Annotated in this window: 12 protein-coding genes; 11 read left to right on the top strand and 1 reads right to left on the bottom strand. The window is 46.7% G+C overall.

Features of this window, described 5'->3' with window-relative positions; genetic code table 11:
* Nucleotides 1-49: 49 nt before the first annotated feature.
* Entirely contained in the window at nucleotides 50-1360 is a 1311-nt protein-coding gene (gene uraA / locus MKY24_RS20150; protein WP_071558358.1) for a uracil permease, read from the bottom strand.
* Nucleotides 1361-1629: 269 nt separating this feature from the next.
* Here uraA and MKY24_RS20145 point away from each other — a divergent pair, with 269 nt between their 5' ends.
* The 11 genes from MKY24_RS20145 (at nucleotide 1630) to MKY24_RS20095 (ending at nucleotide 16400) form a co-directional block, all read left to right on the top strand.
* Nucleotides 1630-3807 (top strand): bifunctional (p)ppGpp synthetase/guanosine-3',5'-bis(diphosphate) 3'-pyrophosphohydrolase, encoded by a 2178-nt coding sequence (locus MKY24_RS20145; RefSeq protein ID WP_025720225.1) that lies wholly within the window; start codon nucleotides 1630-1632, stop codon nucleotides 3805-3807.
* Between the two features lie 137 nt (nucleotides 3808-3944).
* Entirely contained in the window at nucleotides 3945-4391 is a 447-nt protein-coding gene (dtd, locus tag MKY24_RS20140) for a D-aminoacyl-tRNA deacylase (RefSeq protein WP_023989923.1), read from the top strand.
* A gap of 118 nt (nucleotides 4392-4509) precedes the next feature.
* Nucleotides 4510-4671 carry a hypothetical protein gene (locus MKY24_RS20135; RefSeq protein ID WP_023989922.1) on the top strand — a complete coding sequence of 54 codons (162 nt, stop codon included), beginning with the start codon at nucleotides 4510-4512 and terminating at the stop codon, nucleotides 4669-4671.
* Between the two features lie 231 nt (nucleotides 4672-4902).
* Nucleotides 4903-5409, top strand: a complete 507-nt coding sequence (locus tag MKY24_RS20130; protein ID WP_013311559.1) for a type 1 glutamine amidotransferase domain-containing protein — start codon at nucleotides 4903-4905, stop codon at nucleotides 5407-5409.
* A 62-nt stretch (nucleotides 5410-5471) separates the two neighbouring features.
* Nucleotides 5472-5942, top strand: a complete 471-nt coding sequence (locus MKY24_RS20125; protein WP_023989921.1) for a hypothetical protein — start codon at nucleotides 5472-5474, stop codon at nucleotides 5940-5942.
* A gap of 688 nt (nucleotides 5943-6630) precedes the next feature.
* On the top strand, nucleotides 6631-7875 hold the full coding sequence (gene hisS / locus MKY24_RS20120; protein WP_023989920.1) for a histidine--tRNA ligase: 1245 nt from the start codon (nucleotides 6631-6633) through the stop codon (nucleotides 7873-7875).
* Nucleotides 7876-7959: 84 nt separating this feature from the next.
* Nucleotides 7960-9738: an aspartate--tRNA ligase gene (gene aspS / locus MKY24_RS20115; RefSeq protein ID WP_023989919.1), complete on the top strand. Its 1779-nt coding sequence runs from the start codon at nucleotides 7960-7962 to the stop codon at nucleotides 9736-9738.
* Between the two features lie 142 nt (nucleotides 9739-9880).
* Nucleotides 9881-10630 carry a tRNA threonylcarbamoyladenosine dehydratase gene (locus MKY24_RS20110; protein ID WP_013311554.1) on the top strand — a complete coding sequence of 250 codons (750 nt, stop codon included), beginning with the start codon at nucleotides 9881-9883 and terminating at the stop codon, nucleotides 10628-10630.
* 174 nt (nucleotides 10631-10804) lie between these two features.
* Entirely contained in the window at nucleotides 10805-12103 is a 1299-nt protein-coding gene (locus MKY24_RS20105; protein ID WP_023989918.1) for an NCS2 family permease, read from the top strand.
* Nucleotides 12104-12200: 97 nt separating this feature from the next.
* Nucleotides 12201-14018 (top strand): ABC transporter ATP-binding protein, encoded by a 1818-nt coding sequence (locus MKY24_RS20100; RefSeq protein WP_338532753.1) that lies wholly within the window; start codon nucleotides 12201-12203, stop codon nucleotides 14016-14018.
* A gap of 240 nt (nucleotides 14019-14258) precedes the next feature.
* The gene (locus MKY24_RS20095) at nucleotides 14259-16400 is read left to right on the top strand and encodes a UvrD-helicase domain-containing protein (protein WP_075154634.1); all 2142 of its coding nucleotides are present in this window, start codon (nucleotides 14259-14261) and stop codon (nucleotides 16398-16400) included.
* Nucleotides 16401-16418: the final 18 nt, after the last annotated feature.

Here is a 16418-nt window from a genome sequence, read left to right as displayed (position 1 = left end):
TTGACCCATAACTAACATGGAGCGGCGTTTCAAAGTTTAAAAACAGATATCAATCTGGTATTTTCTCGGTTAAAGGTTCCTGCGATTTATCGTTGGACCAGCCGAGCACGTCAATCAGCTTGAAGAACAAGCTGAGGATGATGCCGATGATTGTAGCCAATGCCATACCTTTCAAGGTTACAGCGCCCCAAGTGAGCGTAGTACCGCTGATTCCTACAACAAGCACGATGGTCGCAAGCAGCATGTTGGTTGGCTTGGCGAAATCAACCTTTTGCTCAACGAAGATTCTTAGACCGGAGGCAGCGATGACACCGAATAATAGTAAGGATACGCCACCCATAACTGGAGCTGGAATATTAGAAACAATCGCTGAGAACGTGCCTGAGAAGGACAATAGGATGGCAATGACAGCCGCTCCGCCAATGACCCATACAGAGTACACTTTAGTTAATGCCATGACACCAATATTTTCACCATAAGTCGTATTAGGTGTAGAACCAACAAAACCGGAAATGACGGTGGAAATACCGTTACCTAGCAGAGAGCGATGGAGACCAGGATCTTTGGACAACTCGCGCCCGACAATGTTGCTAGTCACAAGTAAGTGACCAATATGCTCTACGATGACGACCAGAGCAACAGGAAGAATCGTCAGCATAGCAGAGGTATTAAAAACTGGAGTGGTAATTGCAGGATGTCCGAAAAAAGGAGCGTCTGCAATGGCCTGTGTATTGACCATGCCCATAAAATAAGCAAGCACATAGCCCACTACGATACCGATCAGAATATGAATGATTTTGGCAAACCCGCGAAACAACACCGCACCGAGAACAGTGACCCCGAGTGTAACGAGCGAAAGAGTAATCGTTTTGGGATCTGGAGACCAGGCTTTAGTAGGATCGGCATTGATAATGCCTGCCATGCCTGCTGCAACCGGAACCAGTTCCAGACCGATTAAGGCTACGATGGAGCCCATAACAGCTGGAGGAAAAACGACGTCCAGCCAACGGGTTCCGGCATATTTAATTACCAGTGCGACGAGGCAGAAAATAATACCTGTAACGATGAAAGCACCGAGGGCCATAGCATAGCCGTTGCCGCCGGGATTGTTTTTAAGCACAAGACTGACGGGAGCGATAAAAGCGAAGCTAGAGCCGAGATAGGCGGGAATTTTGCCGCGGCAGATCCATATGTACAACAATGTGCCAATACCGTTCATTAGCAAAATCATGCCGGGATCGACGCCGAAAATATTCGGCACCAGCACAGTGCTGCCAAACATGGCAAACAAATGCTGTACGCTGAGCAGGAACCCGGGTCCTGCCGGTAGCTTTTCATTAACTTGAATTTCGCGTTGCAACGCAGTTCACTCCTTAGTTCTTTCAATTATTCTTATATACATTAATTACTTTTCGTAATTTTTTCAATATAATTCGTTTCATTTCGTCAACAATCCTCATTTTACTTATCCATGTGTGACAGAATAATGCGACAATGCCAAACCTGTAATAGTTGACGTGCGACGTGCTAACCGTCATAATTGTAGGAAATCACTTTTAAAAGGGAACCTTTGCGCGACATTGATCGGCGGGTTCCATTTTGCATAGAAAGGACACGGAATAGAGCAGAATGGGGATAGAGCAATTACTTAAAAAGGCCGGGGCCTATACCAGAGAAGCAGATCTTATCCGCATCAGGGACGCCTATGATTTTGCCGAGCAGGCCCATTCCGGCCAGACTCGTAAGTCCGGTGAACCTTATATTCTGCATCCGCTTGCGGTTGCTGATATCGTCGTTAATATGCAGATGGATACCATCTCCATTATCGCCGCTCTTTTACATGACGTTGTGGAGGATACGACGGTGTCTTTGGCGCAGATTCGCGAGCATTTTGGCGATACATGTGCGATGCTTGTCGATGGTCTGACGAAGCTGGAGCGTATCCAGTTCCGTTCCAAGGAAGAACAACAGAACGAAAATTATCGAAAAATGTTTATTGCTATGGCGCAGGACATTCGTGTCATCGTCATTAAGCTAGCAGATCGTCTGCACAACATGCGTACTTTGAAATATCAGTCAGAGGAAAGCCAGCGTCGGATTGCTTATGAAACGTTGGAGATTTTCTGTCCGGTTGCGAATCGACTGGGTATTTCAGCCATTAAATGGGAAATGGAAGATATTGCTCTACGCTATCTGAATCCTCAGCAGTATTATCGCATCGCTAATTTGATGCATAAGAAGCGGGCCGAGCGGGAGCAGTTTATTGATAATGTCATACAGCGTATCAGAGAGAAGCTGGAAGAGATGGGCATTCAGGCTGATCTGTCCGGACGCCCTAAACATATTTACAGTGTGTTTAAAAAAATGACGACGAAGAACAAGCAATTCAATGAGATATATGATTTGCTGGCGATTCGAATTATTGTGGATAACATTAAAGACTGTTACGCCACACTGGGGATTATCCATACGTTGTGGAAGCCAATGCCGGGACGGTTTAAAGATTATATCGCTATGCCTAAGGCCAATATGTATCAGTCCCTTCATACGACAGTAGTAGGTCCCAACGGGGAGCCTACCGAGGTACAAATTCGCACAGTGGATATGCACCGTACCGCTGAATTCGGGATTGCGGCCCATTGGGCCTATAAAGAAGGCAACGGAGCAAACAACACTAACTTTGAGGATAAAATCACCTTTTTTCGAGAAATCCTGGAGCTGCAAAATGAGGCGAAGGATGCGTCGGAATTTGTGGAATCGCTCAAAATGGACTTTTTCTCAGACCTTGTGTTTGTGTTTACTCCTAAGGGAGAGGTCATTGAGTTGCCGGCCGGATCCGTTCCGCTGGACTTTGCTTTCCGTATTCATACCGAAGTTGGCAATCGAACGATTGGCTCTAAGGTAAATGGAAGAATCGTACCTTTGGATTATCGACTTAAAACCGGTGATATTGTCGAAATTATGACGTCCAAGCATTCTTATGGACCTAGTCAGGACTGGCTCAAAATTGCTCAGTCCTCTCACGCGCGCAGTAAAATCAAACAATGGTTCAAGAAAGAAAAGCGTGAGGAGAATGTTGAAAAAGGCCGCGAAAATCTGGAACGTGAGCTAAGAAAACGTGATATCGAGCCATCGGTGTGGATGAGCGACGACAAGCTTCAGGAAGTGGCACAGAAGTTCTCTTTTAACGATTCCGAAGATATGCTGTCTGCGATTGGCTTTGGTGGTATAACCGCAGCGCAGGTCTGTACACGTTTGACAGAGAAGCTGCGTAAGGAACAAGAAGAGGCACGGTTGATCGAATTGACGACCGAGGTCAAGGAGTACAAGCCGCAGGGCGAACGGAAAAAAACACCGACCAACGGTGTCAGCGTCAGAGGCGTCGATAATTTGCTCGTTCGTTTTGCACGATGTTGTAATCCCGTACCGGGAGATGACATCATCGGCTATGTAACACGTGGACGCGGCGTATCCGTTCACCGGACGGATTGCCCGAATATTCCTTCGGGTACGGGCGAAGATCAGGCGCGCGTGATTGAAGTGGAGTGGGAAGAAGCAGCGGAAGTCAATTACAGCGTCGATATTGAGATTACGGGGCATGATCGCAACGGTTTGCTGAATGAAGTGCTTCAGGCCATTTCTGAGAACAAAACCAGCTTCTCGGCCGTTACAGGTCGTACAGATAAAAATAAAATGGCGATGATTCACATCACGATTCTCATTCGCAACACGGATCATTTGCATTCTGTTGTCGAACGGATTAAACGGGTGAAGGATGTATACACTGTGCATCGGATTATGCAATAACCTTATTAAGCGTACAGATAGGTTTATAGCCTTTGTAACACATCTTGGGTAGAAAGACCCATAGGCTGCTAAAAGAGCCGTAATACGGCTGTGAGCACCTTTTAAAAGGGAAGGTTAAAGGAGATATCGGATAGGCGATGAAGATCATTATTCAGCGCTGTAAAGACGCTCAGGTGACGGTGAATCAAAAGGTGGTCGGCAAGATTGGAACCGGATTAATGCTGCTGGTTGGTATTGGTCAGGGAGATACAGCAGCCGATGCCGTTTATTTGGCGGATAAAACAGCGGGATTACGTATATTTGAGGATGCTGAAGGTAAAATGAATGACAGCGTTCTGGATGTCGGTGGAGCCATTTTGTCTGTCTCTCAATTTACGTTGTATGGTGACTGCCGTAAAGGAAGAAGGCCTAACTTTATGGGGGCGGCCAAACCAGAGGAAGCGGAGAAGCTGTATGATTTCTTCAACAGTCAGCTTCGAGCCAAGGGCCTGGAGGTAGAAACGGGAATTTTTGGGGCTATGATGGATGTTTCATTGACGAACTGGGGCCCAGTGACACTGATTTTGGATACCGAACGTTCGTAACTATGCATTCATGGCGTGATCTGAGTAGAATAAAATAGCTGTTCAGAGGGACCATAATGTCATCCTGATTGGTGATTAGCCAGGCGGATAGCCTAAGGGTGACAGGAGAGACGAAGCTATGCGTCAAACCCCAAAAATGGACGGGCATCGAAGCACTGTGCTGCTTTTTCCCGGTAGTATGCAGGAGGCAATCAGCCTTACTCGTAATGCTGATACGTTATTGCAGCATGTTGCAACAGCCATCGACAAGCCGGGACGCGGTGCTTTGCCGCGCAGGTAACATCGGGTTAAATGGAGCGTTAATGAGGTTCTACCCGAAAGCAGCACAAAGAGGTCAAAAACAAAATATGTAGCATTGAATTAGTGCAGGAGCCGAAAGGCTCCTTTTTCTTTTCCACCGCTGCGAATTGTTATAAAAACTGATCAAGCGGGTAATAACAAAGCGTGATAGACAAACAAACTTAATTTTAAACTTGTTTTGAGGATAACCGGAAAGGAGATCTGAACATTAATGAGTAAAATTGCATTTTTATTGGCTGACCAATTTGAAGATTCCGAAATGAAGGTACCTTATGATGAATTAAAAAAGGCTGGACATGAGGCAGATATTGTTGGGCTGAAGCAAGGTGAAAAAGTGAGCGGTAAGCAAGGTAAAGCAAGCTACACTATTGAAAAAGCCATTGCAGATGTGAAATCAAGTGACTATGATGCAGTTGTTATTCCCGGCGGATCCTCCCCGGAAAATCTACGACTAGATGCAAATGTTCTGAAATTTGTGACTGAAATTAATGAGTCCAAAAAAACGATAGGCGCTATCTGTCACGGACCACAAATTTTGGCGAGTGCTGATTTGTTACAAGGCCGGACGATTACAGCTTATCCTCCATTGAAAGATGACTTGATTAATGCGGGTGCTCATTTTGAGGATCGAGAGGCGGTTGTGGATGGTAACTTTATTACGTCTCGGACCCCTAAGGATGAGCCTGCCTTTGTGCGTGAGTTATTAAAAGTATTGTAAGCTGAACGCGAATATTTCTTTAGATTAATGCCAGTACAATTCCCAAACGAGGAGGATTTGATATGGCAAAACAGATTCAGGCTTATTTTCGCACAGAAGATGAAGCTGAGGGTGCCAGAGCTTCGCTTCAAGCTTATAGAACCGAACATTTGGAAGTAGGTGCTTTGGGTGATACGCTCGGCCGGGAGACGAGAGTTTTAATTCCGCTGGTCCCCTATAACAATACAGGCTCTGTGAGCACAGGAGGCTCTGCGGGTGCGGCAATCCCTGCGGCGGGTGCTTATGGCGAGAATATTCTACCAGATGCGAAGGATGACCAGATTAACTCTGGCTCAGCCCAAAGGGATCTGGATGAAGAACGGAACGGAACAACGAATCATGATGGAGGGTTGCTCCGTGCGACAGATGTGTATATTAACGGTGATCAAGATGAATTGCGGTATGTATTATCAGCAAAGGTGAATGACGCCGATTATGATGAGGTCATTTATAAGCTACGTTCCAATCGTGGATATGTATCGCAGTTGGATTAAAGCTGAGAGCGCGCCACAAGATTGTCGATACTTGAGGGATTTAGCCGCAAAAGAGTGACTGTAATACAATTGTAATATTCAAAACATCATTCCTTAATATTCGTTGTTTATAATAACAGCATGACCCCCTTTTGATATATCTTTTTGAACCTGCGGACCGTTTCCGCAGGTTATTTTCTTTTTATAAGCCTTATTTGTCCGATTATAGGGAGAATGTCTTGACTTTGTCGAAGCGGTTCATTAAAATCATAAAATAATGAAAAATGATTTGATGACGGGACCAAGTACTCCGAACCCACAAGCGCAGAGAGGAATTTCCAGGCTGTAAAAATTCCCTTGATGAGCGGATGAATGACCTCCCCGAGAACAGGCGGCGAACAATTGAGGAAACCCTACTGAAAGTGCATTGCAACTGTGCCTACAGTGGATGGTCCTGCATAATAGCCGTACTGCGCGTTACGGGCGTTATACGTATGAGCGGAGTCAGCATAATGCTGACGGGCAATGAGTGATTCTTATGCTGGTTGTCTGGGCAAACTCCGGAATGTGGGTGGTACCACGGGTGATTGTAAACGACAATCCCTCGTCCCTGTTAATGTTAACAGGACGAGGGATTTTTTGTTTTATATTGAAAGTGGAGCAAGAAGAAAGTGCACAATACGAAATACAACGATGGGGGGATACGTTAATGGCCTTTCAAAAACCGACAGGAACACAGGATTTGCTGCCGGGCAGTGTAGAAAAGTGGCAAGTTGTCGAGGAAAAAGCCCGTGAGATTAGCCGCCGCTTTAATTACCGAGAGATTCGTACGCCAATGTTCGAACAAACGAATTTGTTCGTTCGAGGTGTGGGTGAAACGACGGATGTGGTGGAAAAAGAAATGTATACTTTTGAGGATAAAGGGAAGCGCAGCATGACTTTGCGTCCGGAAGGAACAGCAGGGGTTGTCCGCTCCTATGTGGAGAACAAACTATACGGGGAGCCGGATGTAACTAAGCTGTATTATATCGGCCCGATGTTCCGGTATGAGCGTCCACAGGCTGGGCGTCAGCGTCAGTTTCACCAATTTGGAATTGAAGCATTTGGTGCGGTCGATCCGGCGTTGGATGCAGAAGTTATTGCTTTCGGGTATCAATTCTGCCGTGAGCTGGGCTTGAAAGGAGTACAGGTGGAGATTAACTCCGTCGGTAATGCAGCCAGCCGGGCAGCTTATCGTCAGCATCTGGTGGACTTCTTGATGCCAATTAAGGATACGTTGACCAAGGAGAGCCAAGCACGCATTGAGCGTAATCCGCTGCGAGTGCTGGATAGCAAAGATGACCAGGACAAATTTGGAGGTGCACCTTCGATTTTGGATAGCTTGGACGAGGAATCTCGCACACACTTTGAGAAAGTGAAGCAAAATTTGGATGCCATGGGCGTGGAATATACAGTTAACCCGCGTTTGGTACGGGGGCTGGATTATTATACGTTGACAGCGTTCGAATTCAAAGCTGAAGGAATTGGCGCCATAGACACGATCGGTGGAGGTGGCCGCTACAACGGATTGGTTGGAGATCTGGGCGGACCAGATCAGCCGGGCATTGGTTTTGGCATTGGACTGGAGCGAATTCAGCTGATCCTGGAGCATCAAGGTGTCAAACTGAACGAAGCCAAGCCGTTAGATATCTATATGGTAGCATTGGGAGAAGCAGCAGAAACAGAAGTGACCAAACAACTATTCAAGTTGCGTCAAGCCGGATTTTCCGCGGAGCGAGATTATCTGGGACGCAAAATGAAGGCGCAGATGAAATCAGCCGATCGCTTTAAAGCAAGGTATACTGCGATTCTGGGTGAGGATGAGCTGGTTCAAGGTGAAATCGCACTGAAAAACATGGAAACTGGCGAGCAGCGTACCGTTAAACTGGATCAGCTGGTGGAAGAATTAGGCTAAAGAAAATGGTGTAACATCAATCGGTGGAGCTTCCTCTGGTTGTCATATAGCATTAACTACTAAACATAAACAGGAGTGTGTATTATGAAAAGGAGTCATGAATGCGGCGCATTGACTCATGCGCATATCGGAGAAACAGTTACATTGAACGGTTGGGTACAAACCCGTCGTGATTTGGGGGGCGTACTTTTTATTGACCTGCGTGACCGTAGCGGAATTGTACAAATTGTGTTTAATCCGGCATATTCCGGTGACGCACTGCAAATTGCGGATCGTGTTCGTAGTGAATACGTGCTTGAGGTTACCGGTACTATTGTTAAGCGTGATGCAGAAACGATTAACCCGAACCTGCCTACAGGTGAGATTGAAGTGCGTGTCACTGAAATTGAAGTATTGAATGCGTCCAAAACACCTCCGTTCTTCATTGAAAATGGTGTAGAAGTGGACGAGTCTCTGCGTTTGAAATACCGTTATTTGGACCTGCGTCGTCCGGAAATGTACCAGACGTTGAAACTGCGCTCCAAAGCAGCAAAAATATTCCGTGACTTCCTGGACGGAGAAGAGTTCGTCGAGGTGGAAACACCAATTTTGACGAAAAGCTCCCCAGAGGGCGCACGTGATTATCTGGTACCTAGCCGGGTGCATGAAGGTGAGTTTTTCGCCTTGCCGCAATCGCCACAACTGTACAAGCAATTGCTGATGGTGGGTGGCCTGGAGCGCTACTACCAAATTGCACGTTGTTTCCGTGATGAAGATTTGCGTGCTGACCGTCAGCCTGAATTTACGCAGGTCGACATCGAGACCTCCTTCATGCAACAGGATGACTTGCTGCCAATGATGGAGCGTCTTATGGTGAAATTGTTCAAAGAAACCGTTGGGGTAGAACTGGAAACACCGTTCCAACGGATTACACATGCTGATGCGATGGACAAATACGGCTCGGACAAGCCGGACCTGCGTTTTGGCCTTGAGTTGATTAAAGTCAATGATATCGTGGCAACTAGTGGTGTAAAAGTATTCGCTTCCGTAATTGAAAAGGGTGGCGAAGTAAAAGTCCTCAATGCCAAAGGATGTGGCACTTGGAGTCGTAAGGAGATTGATGACCTGGGTCCTTACGCTGCACGCTATGGAGCTAAAGGCTTGGCTTGGATTCAAGTGAAGGAAGGCGAATTCAAGGGGCCTATCGTTAAATTCTTCACACCGGAAGAAATCGAAGCATTGAAGGAGCGCACAGGAGCCGAAGAAGGCGATCTGTTACTCTTCTCTGCGGATAATAAAAAGGTAGTTGCTGATGTATTGGGCGCACTTCGTCTGAAAATTGGCCGTCATTTGGGACTGATCGACGATAACAAATTCAAATTTGCCTGGGTTGTAGACTTCCCGCTTCTCGGCTATGACGAAGAACAAAAACGTTATGTGGCGGAACACCATCCGTTCACCCGTCCGAAGGACGAAGACCTTGGCCTCTTGGATACCGATCCAGGTCAAGTTCGTGCTCAAGCCTATGACATCGTACTGAACGGCTACGAAGTGGGCGGCGGCTCGATGCGGATTTACAAACGTGATGTTCAGGAGAAAATGTTCAAAGCTCTCAACTTGGCGCCGGAAGAAGTTACTGATAAATTCGGCTATCTGTTGGATGCGTTCGAATATGGTACGCCTCCACATGGTGGTATTGCCTTCGGTTTTGACCGCCTCGTGATGTTGCTTGCAGGTCGTACAAACCTGCGCGAAACGATTGCATTCCCGAAAACAGCTAGTGCGACAGACCTGCTTATGGATGCACCAGCCGAAGTAGATCAAGCTCAATTGGAACAGCTTCATATCCGTATTGCTCCGAAGCCTGTTGCTCCTAAAGCTTAAGACGTTTGCAAGTGCCATCCATTGGCATGAGATAGCTTATAGAATGCCATGAACCCGTTACCCTCATATGGATAATGGGTTCGTGGTTTGTATGCTGGAGTTCAGGCATAGAGTTTAAATCAGTGAGGGAGGATATACCATATTGTTGCATCAATTTTCACGAACGGAATTGGCCATCGGAACTGAAGGTCTAGAGGTTATGAAAAATAGCACGGTGGCCGTGCTGGGTATCGGCGGTGTCGGTTCGATTGCAGTGGAAGCGCTGGCGCGCACGGGTGTTGGACGTATCATTTTGATTGATAAAGATGTTGTAGATATCACCAATATTAATCGCCAGATACATGCGTTGACAACGACGGTAGGCCAAAAAAAGGCTGATCTGATGGTAGAGCGTGTGAAGCTGATTAATCCTGAATGTGAAGCGATTGCACTGAACATGTTTTATACGGAAGAAACATATGAGGAGCTGTTCAAGTACGAACTGGATTATGTGCTGGATGCTTCGGATACGATTATTTACAAAATTCATTTGATTAAGGAATGCCTGAAACGGGGGATTCCGATGATCTCCAGTATGGGGGCTGCGAACAAAATGGATCCGAGTCGTTTTCAAGTTGCAGATATTTCCCAGACGAGAATGGACCCGATTGCCCGTGTCATCCGCACCAAGTTGCGCAAGGAAGGTATTACCAAAGGCGTCAAGGTTGTATTCTCCGATGAAGAACCAATGAAGCCACGTGAAGAAATTACAAAAAAAATTGTACCTGCAAACGCACCTGAAATCCGGAAGGCGAAGCAGCCGCCTGCAAGCAATGCATTTGTACCTCCGGTAGCAGGACTGATCATGGTTAGTGTAGCCGTGAAGGATTTGTTAGAACATGCTGGTGTGTAAGTTGCAAAAATAGCATGGCAGTGCATTCGTAGATTTACATCAGTATGTATTCACTTTAAGACCTGTAGTTCTGTGCATCACATCCTTTGTGTCACAGTTGCTACAGCTCTTTTTTGTTTTGAAAAAGCGCAGCTTACTGCAAACAGATTGAACAACTTGCTGGAGGGTTTTGGTATGAAGGATGGACTGTGGTCCAGAAGTCTCGGTTTCAAGCCCGAGCATCATTGGAAAAAGGAATTAGCCGCTGGGGCCATTTCTTATTTTTCCGTTGTATACATTGTTATGGTTAATGCAACTATTTTGGCAGATGCCGGGATTCCTCTCCAAGGGGCGATGCTCGGGACACTGCTGACATCAATGATTGGCTGCCTGCTTATGGCTTTTGGTGGGAAATCTCCAATGGTCGTTGTACCAGGGATGGGGATTAATGCCTTTTTCACTTATACGCTCGTACATTCTATGAAGCTGAGTTGGCAGGAAGCGTTGATGGTGGTTGCCATCACAGGGATCTTATTCGCCATTGTGGCCTTTACATCATTGTACAAGCTGATTAGCCAAGCGATTCCCCATAATTTGCAGCACGGAATTACAGTAGGCATTGGTTTGTTTTTAACCTTTATCGGATTGCAAAAAAGCGGCATCGTGATTGCTCATCAGACGACTTTTGTGGCTATTGGCCATTTTAATGATCCCAAGGTAATTACGGCTTGTGTAACGTTGCTGCTCGCTATTGTATTGTTTGTGCGTAACGTTCAGGGAGGCTTACTAATTAGCATTTTGGCGGGAACTGGGCTTGCTTATATACTGGGAGCTGTAGAGCCTACAAGCACGGTACGAACCTCTGAAACGGTGCGACAGTATGGGCAATTGTTTGGAGAGCTTTCCTTTTCAGGCATTGTCTCGGTAGCTTTTTGGATCGCTGTCTTTTTGCTCCTACTCATTGTACTATTCGAGAATATTGGTATGATTACTGCACAAACCAACATGATCGGAAGACCGGATTTATTTAAAAACAGCTTGCGTGTGTTGGCTGTAACCAATATCTTTGCCGGTATTTTGGGCAGCAGTCCGGCGGTAGCCGCTGCGGAATCGACGGCTGGTATTGCAGCGGGGGGCCGCTCGGGAATGACACCGCTGGTAACTGCTATTTTATTCGGGGCGACGTTTTTCTTTATTCCACTGTTGGCTTATATTCCTGACAGTGCCATTGCGCCCGTGTTGATCATCATTGGGGGTCTAATGGTGCAAAATGTGCGAGAGATGGATTTCAGTGATTTTACTGAAGCGTTTCCTGCATTTCTGATCATGGTGATGATGCCCTTTACTTACAGTATTGTAGACGGGATGGCATTTGGTTTTATTGCATACCCCGTAGCCAAGCTGGCAGCAGGACGGGGCAAGGAAGTGCCTGTCGCATTATATATCATTTCTGTACTGTTTGTGGCTAACTTTGTGCTTCATTCTCTGGTGTAGTAAACTCGAAGATAGATTGTACTGTTCATACCCGCGCAGAGCGCGGGTGTTGTTGTTTGAACAAGAATGGTCAGACAGGAAGCGAGGTTGATGGTATATGGAAAAAGAACATCATATACACCGAGATGAGCAGGAGGACCGGATGAAGGAAAAGCCGGGTAAAAGACCCGATAAGGCTGGCATGGGGCGGTTTATCAAATTGATTGCGAGTGCGCATCCGCCCAAGGCCATTCTGATCATCGCCCTGATTCTGACGCTGATTCAGACCACTGCTGGTTTAATCGTACCCATGATGACCAAAGGGTTGATTGATGGCTTGACCTTTTCTTCATTAAACCGTATGGTCATTGTTGGTCTGCTTGGCGCTTTTGTGCTTCAAGCGGTGGCTTCGGCGGTTTCTATCTATATGTTGAACTATGCTGGGCATAAGATTGTGGCTAATTTGCGCAAACGCTTATGGCATAAAATCTTATCTCTACCTATCCCTTACTTTGATCGAAATCGGTCAGGAGATACGATGAGTCGTGTCACCAATGATACAAGCCTGATTATGAACTTAATTACGGAGTATCTAGTCAATCTGATTTCTAATGTGATTGCAATTATTGGTGGTATTGCATTGTTATTTTATCTGGATTGGGTGATGACGCTCATTATTATGGCTATTGTTCCGCTAACAGCCCTGATTTTATTTCCTGTAGGCAGAAAAATGTACCGTATCTCCAAAAAACAGCAGGATGAGATGGCAGATCTGACCTCAGTGTTGAGTCAGGTTATCGGCGAAATCAGACTGGTGAAGGCCTACGGAACCGAAAGCAGAGAGGCTCAGGCCGGTGAGGATCGTATTTACCGGATGTTCCGCTTCGGTTTGCAAGAGTCACGCATCCTAGCTCTTGTAGGTCCCATTTCTACCTTCTTGTTGACTGCAGTGCTGGTCATTATATTGGGTGTTGGTGGTGTTCGTGTCGCATCGGGTGTGCTGACCGCTGGGGATTTGGTGGCTTTTATTTTGCTGCTGTTTCAGGTGATCACACCGATGGCACAATTCACGACCCTGTATTCACGTCTACAAAAGGTGGTTGGGGCTACTGAACGGATTCAGACGATTTTAGATCATGAAGAGGAACCGCTCGAGTTGAAGCAGGAAGCGGCAAAAGAGAGCAGAGATATTATACTTCGTGATGTTGCCTTTTCCTATACTGAAGGTGAAGAGGTCCTTCATAATGCGAACTTGGTCATCCCGGCTAACCGGACGACAGCATTCGTGGGACCGAGTGGAAGTGGGAAGTCCACCTTGTTTTCATTGTTGGAACGCTTTTATGTGCCGGATACAGGGGAAATTCGTTATGGAGACGAACCGATATCGTCATATACACTTTCCTCCTGGCGCTCCAAAATTGGTTATGTATCGCAGGAAAGCTCAATGATGACCGGAACGGTCAGAGATAACATTACATATGGCTTGGGGCGCGAAGCTGACTTGGAAGAAGTGAGACGAGCAGCCACGATGGCGTATGCGGATACATTTATTATGGATCTACCTCAAGGCTACAACACTGAGGTGGGAGAACGGGGAATGAAGCTGTCTGGAGGGCAGCGTCAACGGATCGCTATTGCGCGTGCGCTTCTTCGTAGCCCTGACATTCTCATGCTGGATGAGGCTACATCTAGTCTGGACAGCTCATCTGAGCATGAGGTACAGAAGGCCCTAGCGAACTTGATGGAAGGACGCACGACGATTGTCATTGCTCATCGTTTGTCTACGGTGGTTCACTCCGATCAGATTATCGTGTTGGACAAGGGCAAGGTGACCGGTGCAGGAACTCATACTGAGTTATTAGAGTCCCATCAGGTGTACCGTGAGCTGGCTCAAAAGCAGTTTGTGGAGATGGGGGAGAGGAGTATGGAGCATTAGAGGCCGCTTCCGTGTGATTTGATCCTCCGATCGCTCCGCTTCTTCGGATTCAAATCACCCGCTCCACTGGTGCCGCAGCAAAGCTTCATACTTTTGTGAAAGAGTAGGGAAAAAGGGGTATTAGGAAATAAGGTTGGATTTTTATGGTTAAATGTGTTACGCTTACTTTCCTTTTTTTGTGTCGGAGCAAGTGAATGCGATGCAGAAATCGAGACTTGATATTCTTAGGAGGTAACTGAAATGGAGAATGAGTTTCAAAGTGCCTATCAAGAAGAACAGCATAGGCTGTCGCTTGCTATGGAGGAAATTGATCGGAGATTGGAACGGCTTCGCAATACGCCGGTGTACACCGGGCATGATTTTACGGAGCAAGTGCTGGAATCGGCACGGGAGGAAAAACGTCAGGCTTTGGCCAAAAGCTCACAGGAGCCTTATTTTGGTCGTATGGATTTTGACGAGCGTGGCAGAGGGCAGCGGAAGCCACTTTATATCGGTAAAATTGGAGTGGAGCGTGAAGAAACGTCAGCGTATCCGCTGGTGATTGATTGGCGTGCACCGATTGCCAGCTTGTTTTATTCGTTTACAGGTGGTGAAGAAACCGCGTCTTACGAAGCTCCTGAGGGAACCATTGAGGGCTTGGTCTATCTGAAGCGTAATGTTGTCATTCGGAAAAAAATCCTGGAACGGGTAGCCGATACATATAATCGTGAAAGCGACGAGCCTGCCGTTTCTGATGAGTTTCTCGTTTATCGTTTGGGAGAAAACAAGGATAACCGTTTACGGGATATCGTGTCTACCATTCAGGCGGAGCAGGATCAGATCATCCGCGCGGCCAAAAATACAGCCCTCGTTATTCAGGGGGTAGCGGGTAGTGGCAAGACGACGGTAGCGCTGCATCGTCTCGCATTTTTGCTGTATCAATACAAGGATCAGGTATCAGCGGACAAAATGGTAATTTTCGCACCAAACCATATGTTCCTTGACTATATTTCAGATGTACTTCCAGAGCTGGGGGTCGGGAATATTCAGCAAAGTACATTTGCAGACTGGGCACTGGACTTATTGGGTTTGGATTTACCTTTGGCTGATCCTGCCGAAACATTATCTTATTGGTTTGAGAGTGGCAGTCTGAGAAAGGAATCCATGGATGAGGCGCCGGGAAGATTCAAGGGCTCGGTTCACTTTATGGAGTTGCTTCAAGCTTTTGTTGAACGACTGGAGCCCATCTCCGTGCCCGAGGGGGATTTTTCACCATGGGATGGAGCGGTGCTGCCACAAGCTGAGATTTTGAATTGGTTTAATGAGGAATATAAGCCTTATCCGCTCGCGAAGCGGAAGGAGCGTGTGCTGGCAAGAGTGCACCGCTGGATTGAAATGGAACTGAAAAAGTCGCCTTCGGCGGCAGCGCTCAAGGAACGCAAGAAAAAGGCAGGGACACGGGAAAAGGCATATGCTAAAAAATGGCCACAATATGACGCACTGACGCTCTATAAGCAGCTTTTTCAGGCAGCTAAAGGGTTACCCGCAGATACGGCTGCGGAGATGAAGGCTTCTCTGCCGACTGCTATTTTTAAGACCACACAGTCGGACCTGCGAAAACAGATTATCCGTGAAGAAGATCTGACTGCGTTAGTGTATCTTCACGTGCTGATTCATGAGGTAGAGTCATCTCAACGTTTTGACCATGTGGTCATTGATGAAGCGCAGGATTTTTCACCTTTTCATATCGCATTGCTGGATTTGTTCGTGAAAGGGCATTCCTTCACTATACTGGGCGATTTATCGCAGGGCATTCATGAATATCGTGGCGTACATGCGTGGGAGGAAATGAGTTCTCTTTTTGCGCCCGAACATACAGGGTATTTTGCACTTACGCGGAGCTATAGATCAACCTTGGAAATTATAGAATTTGCAAACACAATTTTGGAGCAGGGAGTTCGCGGCGGTATTACGGCAGTTCCGGTATTTCGTAGTGGCGATCCGGTGCGTACGATGTCTTACGACTCATCGGTGCGTGAGCAGAGTTTGCTCACCGCTCTAAAAGAGCTGTCCTCCAAGGAGTATCGTACTATTTCTGTGCTGACCCGTACCTTAAAAGAGGCTGTGGAGCTACATGAGGTTTTCACAAGCGCGGGGTTGGATGTGAATTTGATTGACGGTGGTAAAAAGCAATATGAAGGCGGATTGTCGGTACTGCCTGTGTACCTATCCAAAGGTCTGGAGTTCGATGCAGTTATTGTGGCGGATGCCGACCATGAGCATTATGGAGAACGGGCATGGGATGCCAAGCTGCTGTATGTAGGATGTACCCGTGCGCTGCATGAGCTGTGGCTATTGCATGATGGCTCACTTCCTAGTTACGTACAGGCACAGACGGAGTAAACAGAAAAGTGTTGTAAA

Origin of the sequence: Paenibacillus sp. FSL P2-0322, assembly GCF_037975315.1 — a bacterium.
GTDB classification, from domain to species: domain Bacteria; phylum Bacillota; class Bacilli; order Paenibacillales; family Paenibacillaceae; genus Paenibacillus; species Paenibacillus polymyxa_B.
This window is presented reverse-complemented; position numbering and strand designations above follow the sequence as displayed.

What these genes read in the sequence shown, in the direction of transcription:
- MKY24_RS20145 (WP_025720225.1), top strand. Translation starts at nt 1,630, where the DNA reads ATGGGGATAGAGCAATTACTTAAAAAGGCCGGGGCCTATACCAGAGAA.
- dtd (WP_023989923.1), top strand. Translation starts at nt 3,945, where the DNA reads ATGAAGATCATTATTCAGCGCTGTAAAGACGCTCAGGTGACGGTGAAT.
- MKY24_RS20135 (WP_023989922.1), top strand. Translation starts at nt 4,510, where the DNA reads ATGCGTCAAACCCCAAAAATGGACGGGCATCGAAGCACTGTGCTGCTT.
- MKY24_RS20130 (WP_013311559.1), top strand. Translation starts at nt 4,903, where the DNA reads ATGAGTAAAATTGCATTTTTATTGGCTGACCAATTTGAAGATTCCGAA.
- MKY24_RS20125 (WP_023989921.1), top strand. Translation starts at nt 5,472, where the DNA reads ATGGCAAAACAGATTCAGGCTTATTTTCGCACAGAAGATGAAGCTGAG.
- hisS (WP_023989920.1), top strand. Translation starts at nt 6,631, where the DNA reads ATGGCCTTTCAAAAACCGACAGGAACACAGGATTTGCTGCCGGGCAGT.
- aspS (WP_023989919.1), top strand. Translation starts at nt 7,960, where the DNA reads ATGAAAAGGAGTCATGAATGCGGCGCATTGACTCATGCGCATATCGGA.
- MKY24_RS20105 (WP_023989918.1), top strand. Translation starts at nt 10,805, where the DNA reads ATGAAGGATGGACTGTGGTCCAGAAGTCTCGGTTTCAAGCCCGAGCAT.
- MKY24_RS20100 (WP_338532753.1), top strand. Translation starts at nt 12,201, where the DNA reads ATGGAAAAAGAACATCATATACACCGAGATGAGCAGGAGGACCGGATG.
- MKY24_RS20095 (WP_075154634.1), top strand. Translation starts at nt 14,259, where the DNA reads ATGGAGAATGAGTTTCAAAGTGCCTATCAAGAAGAACAGCATAGGCTG.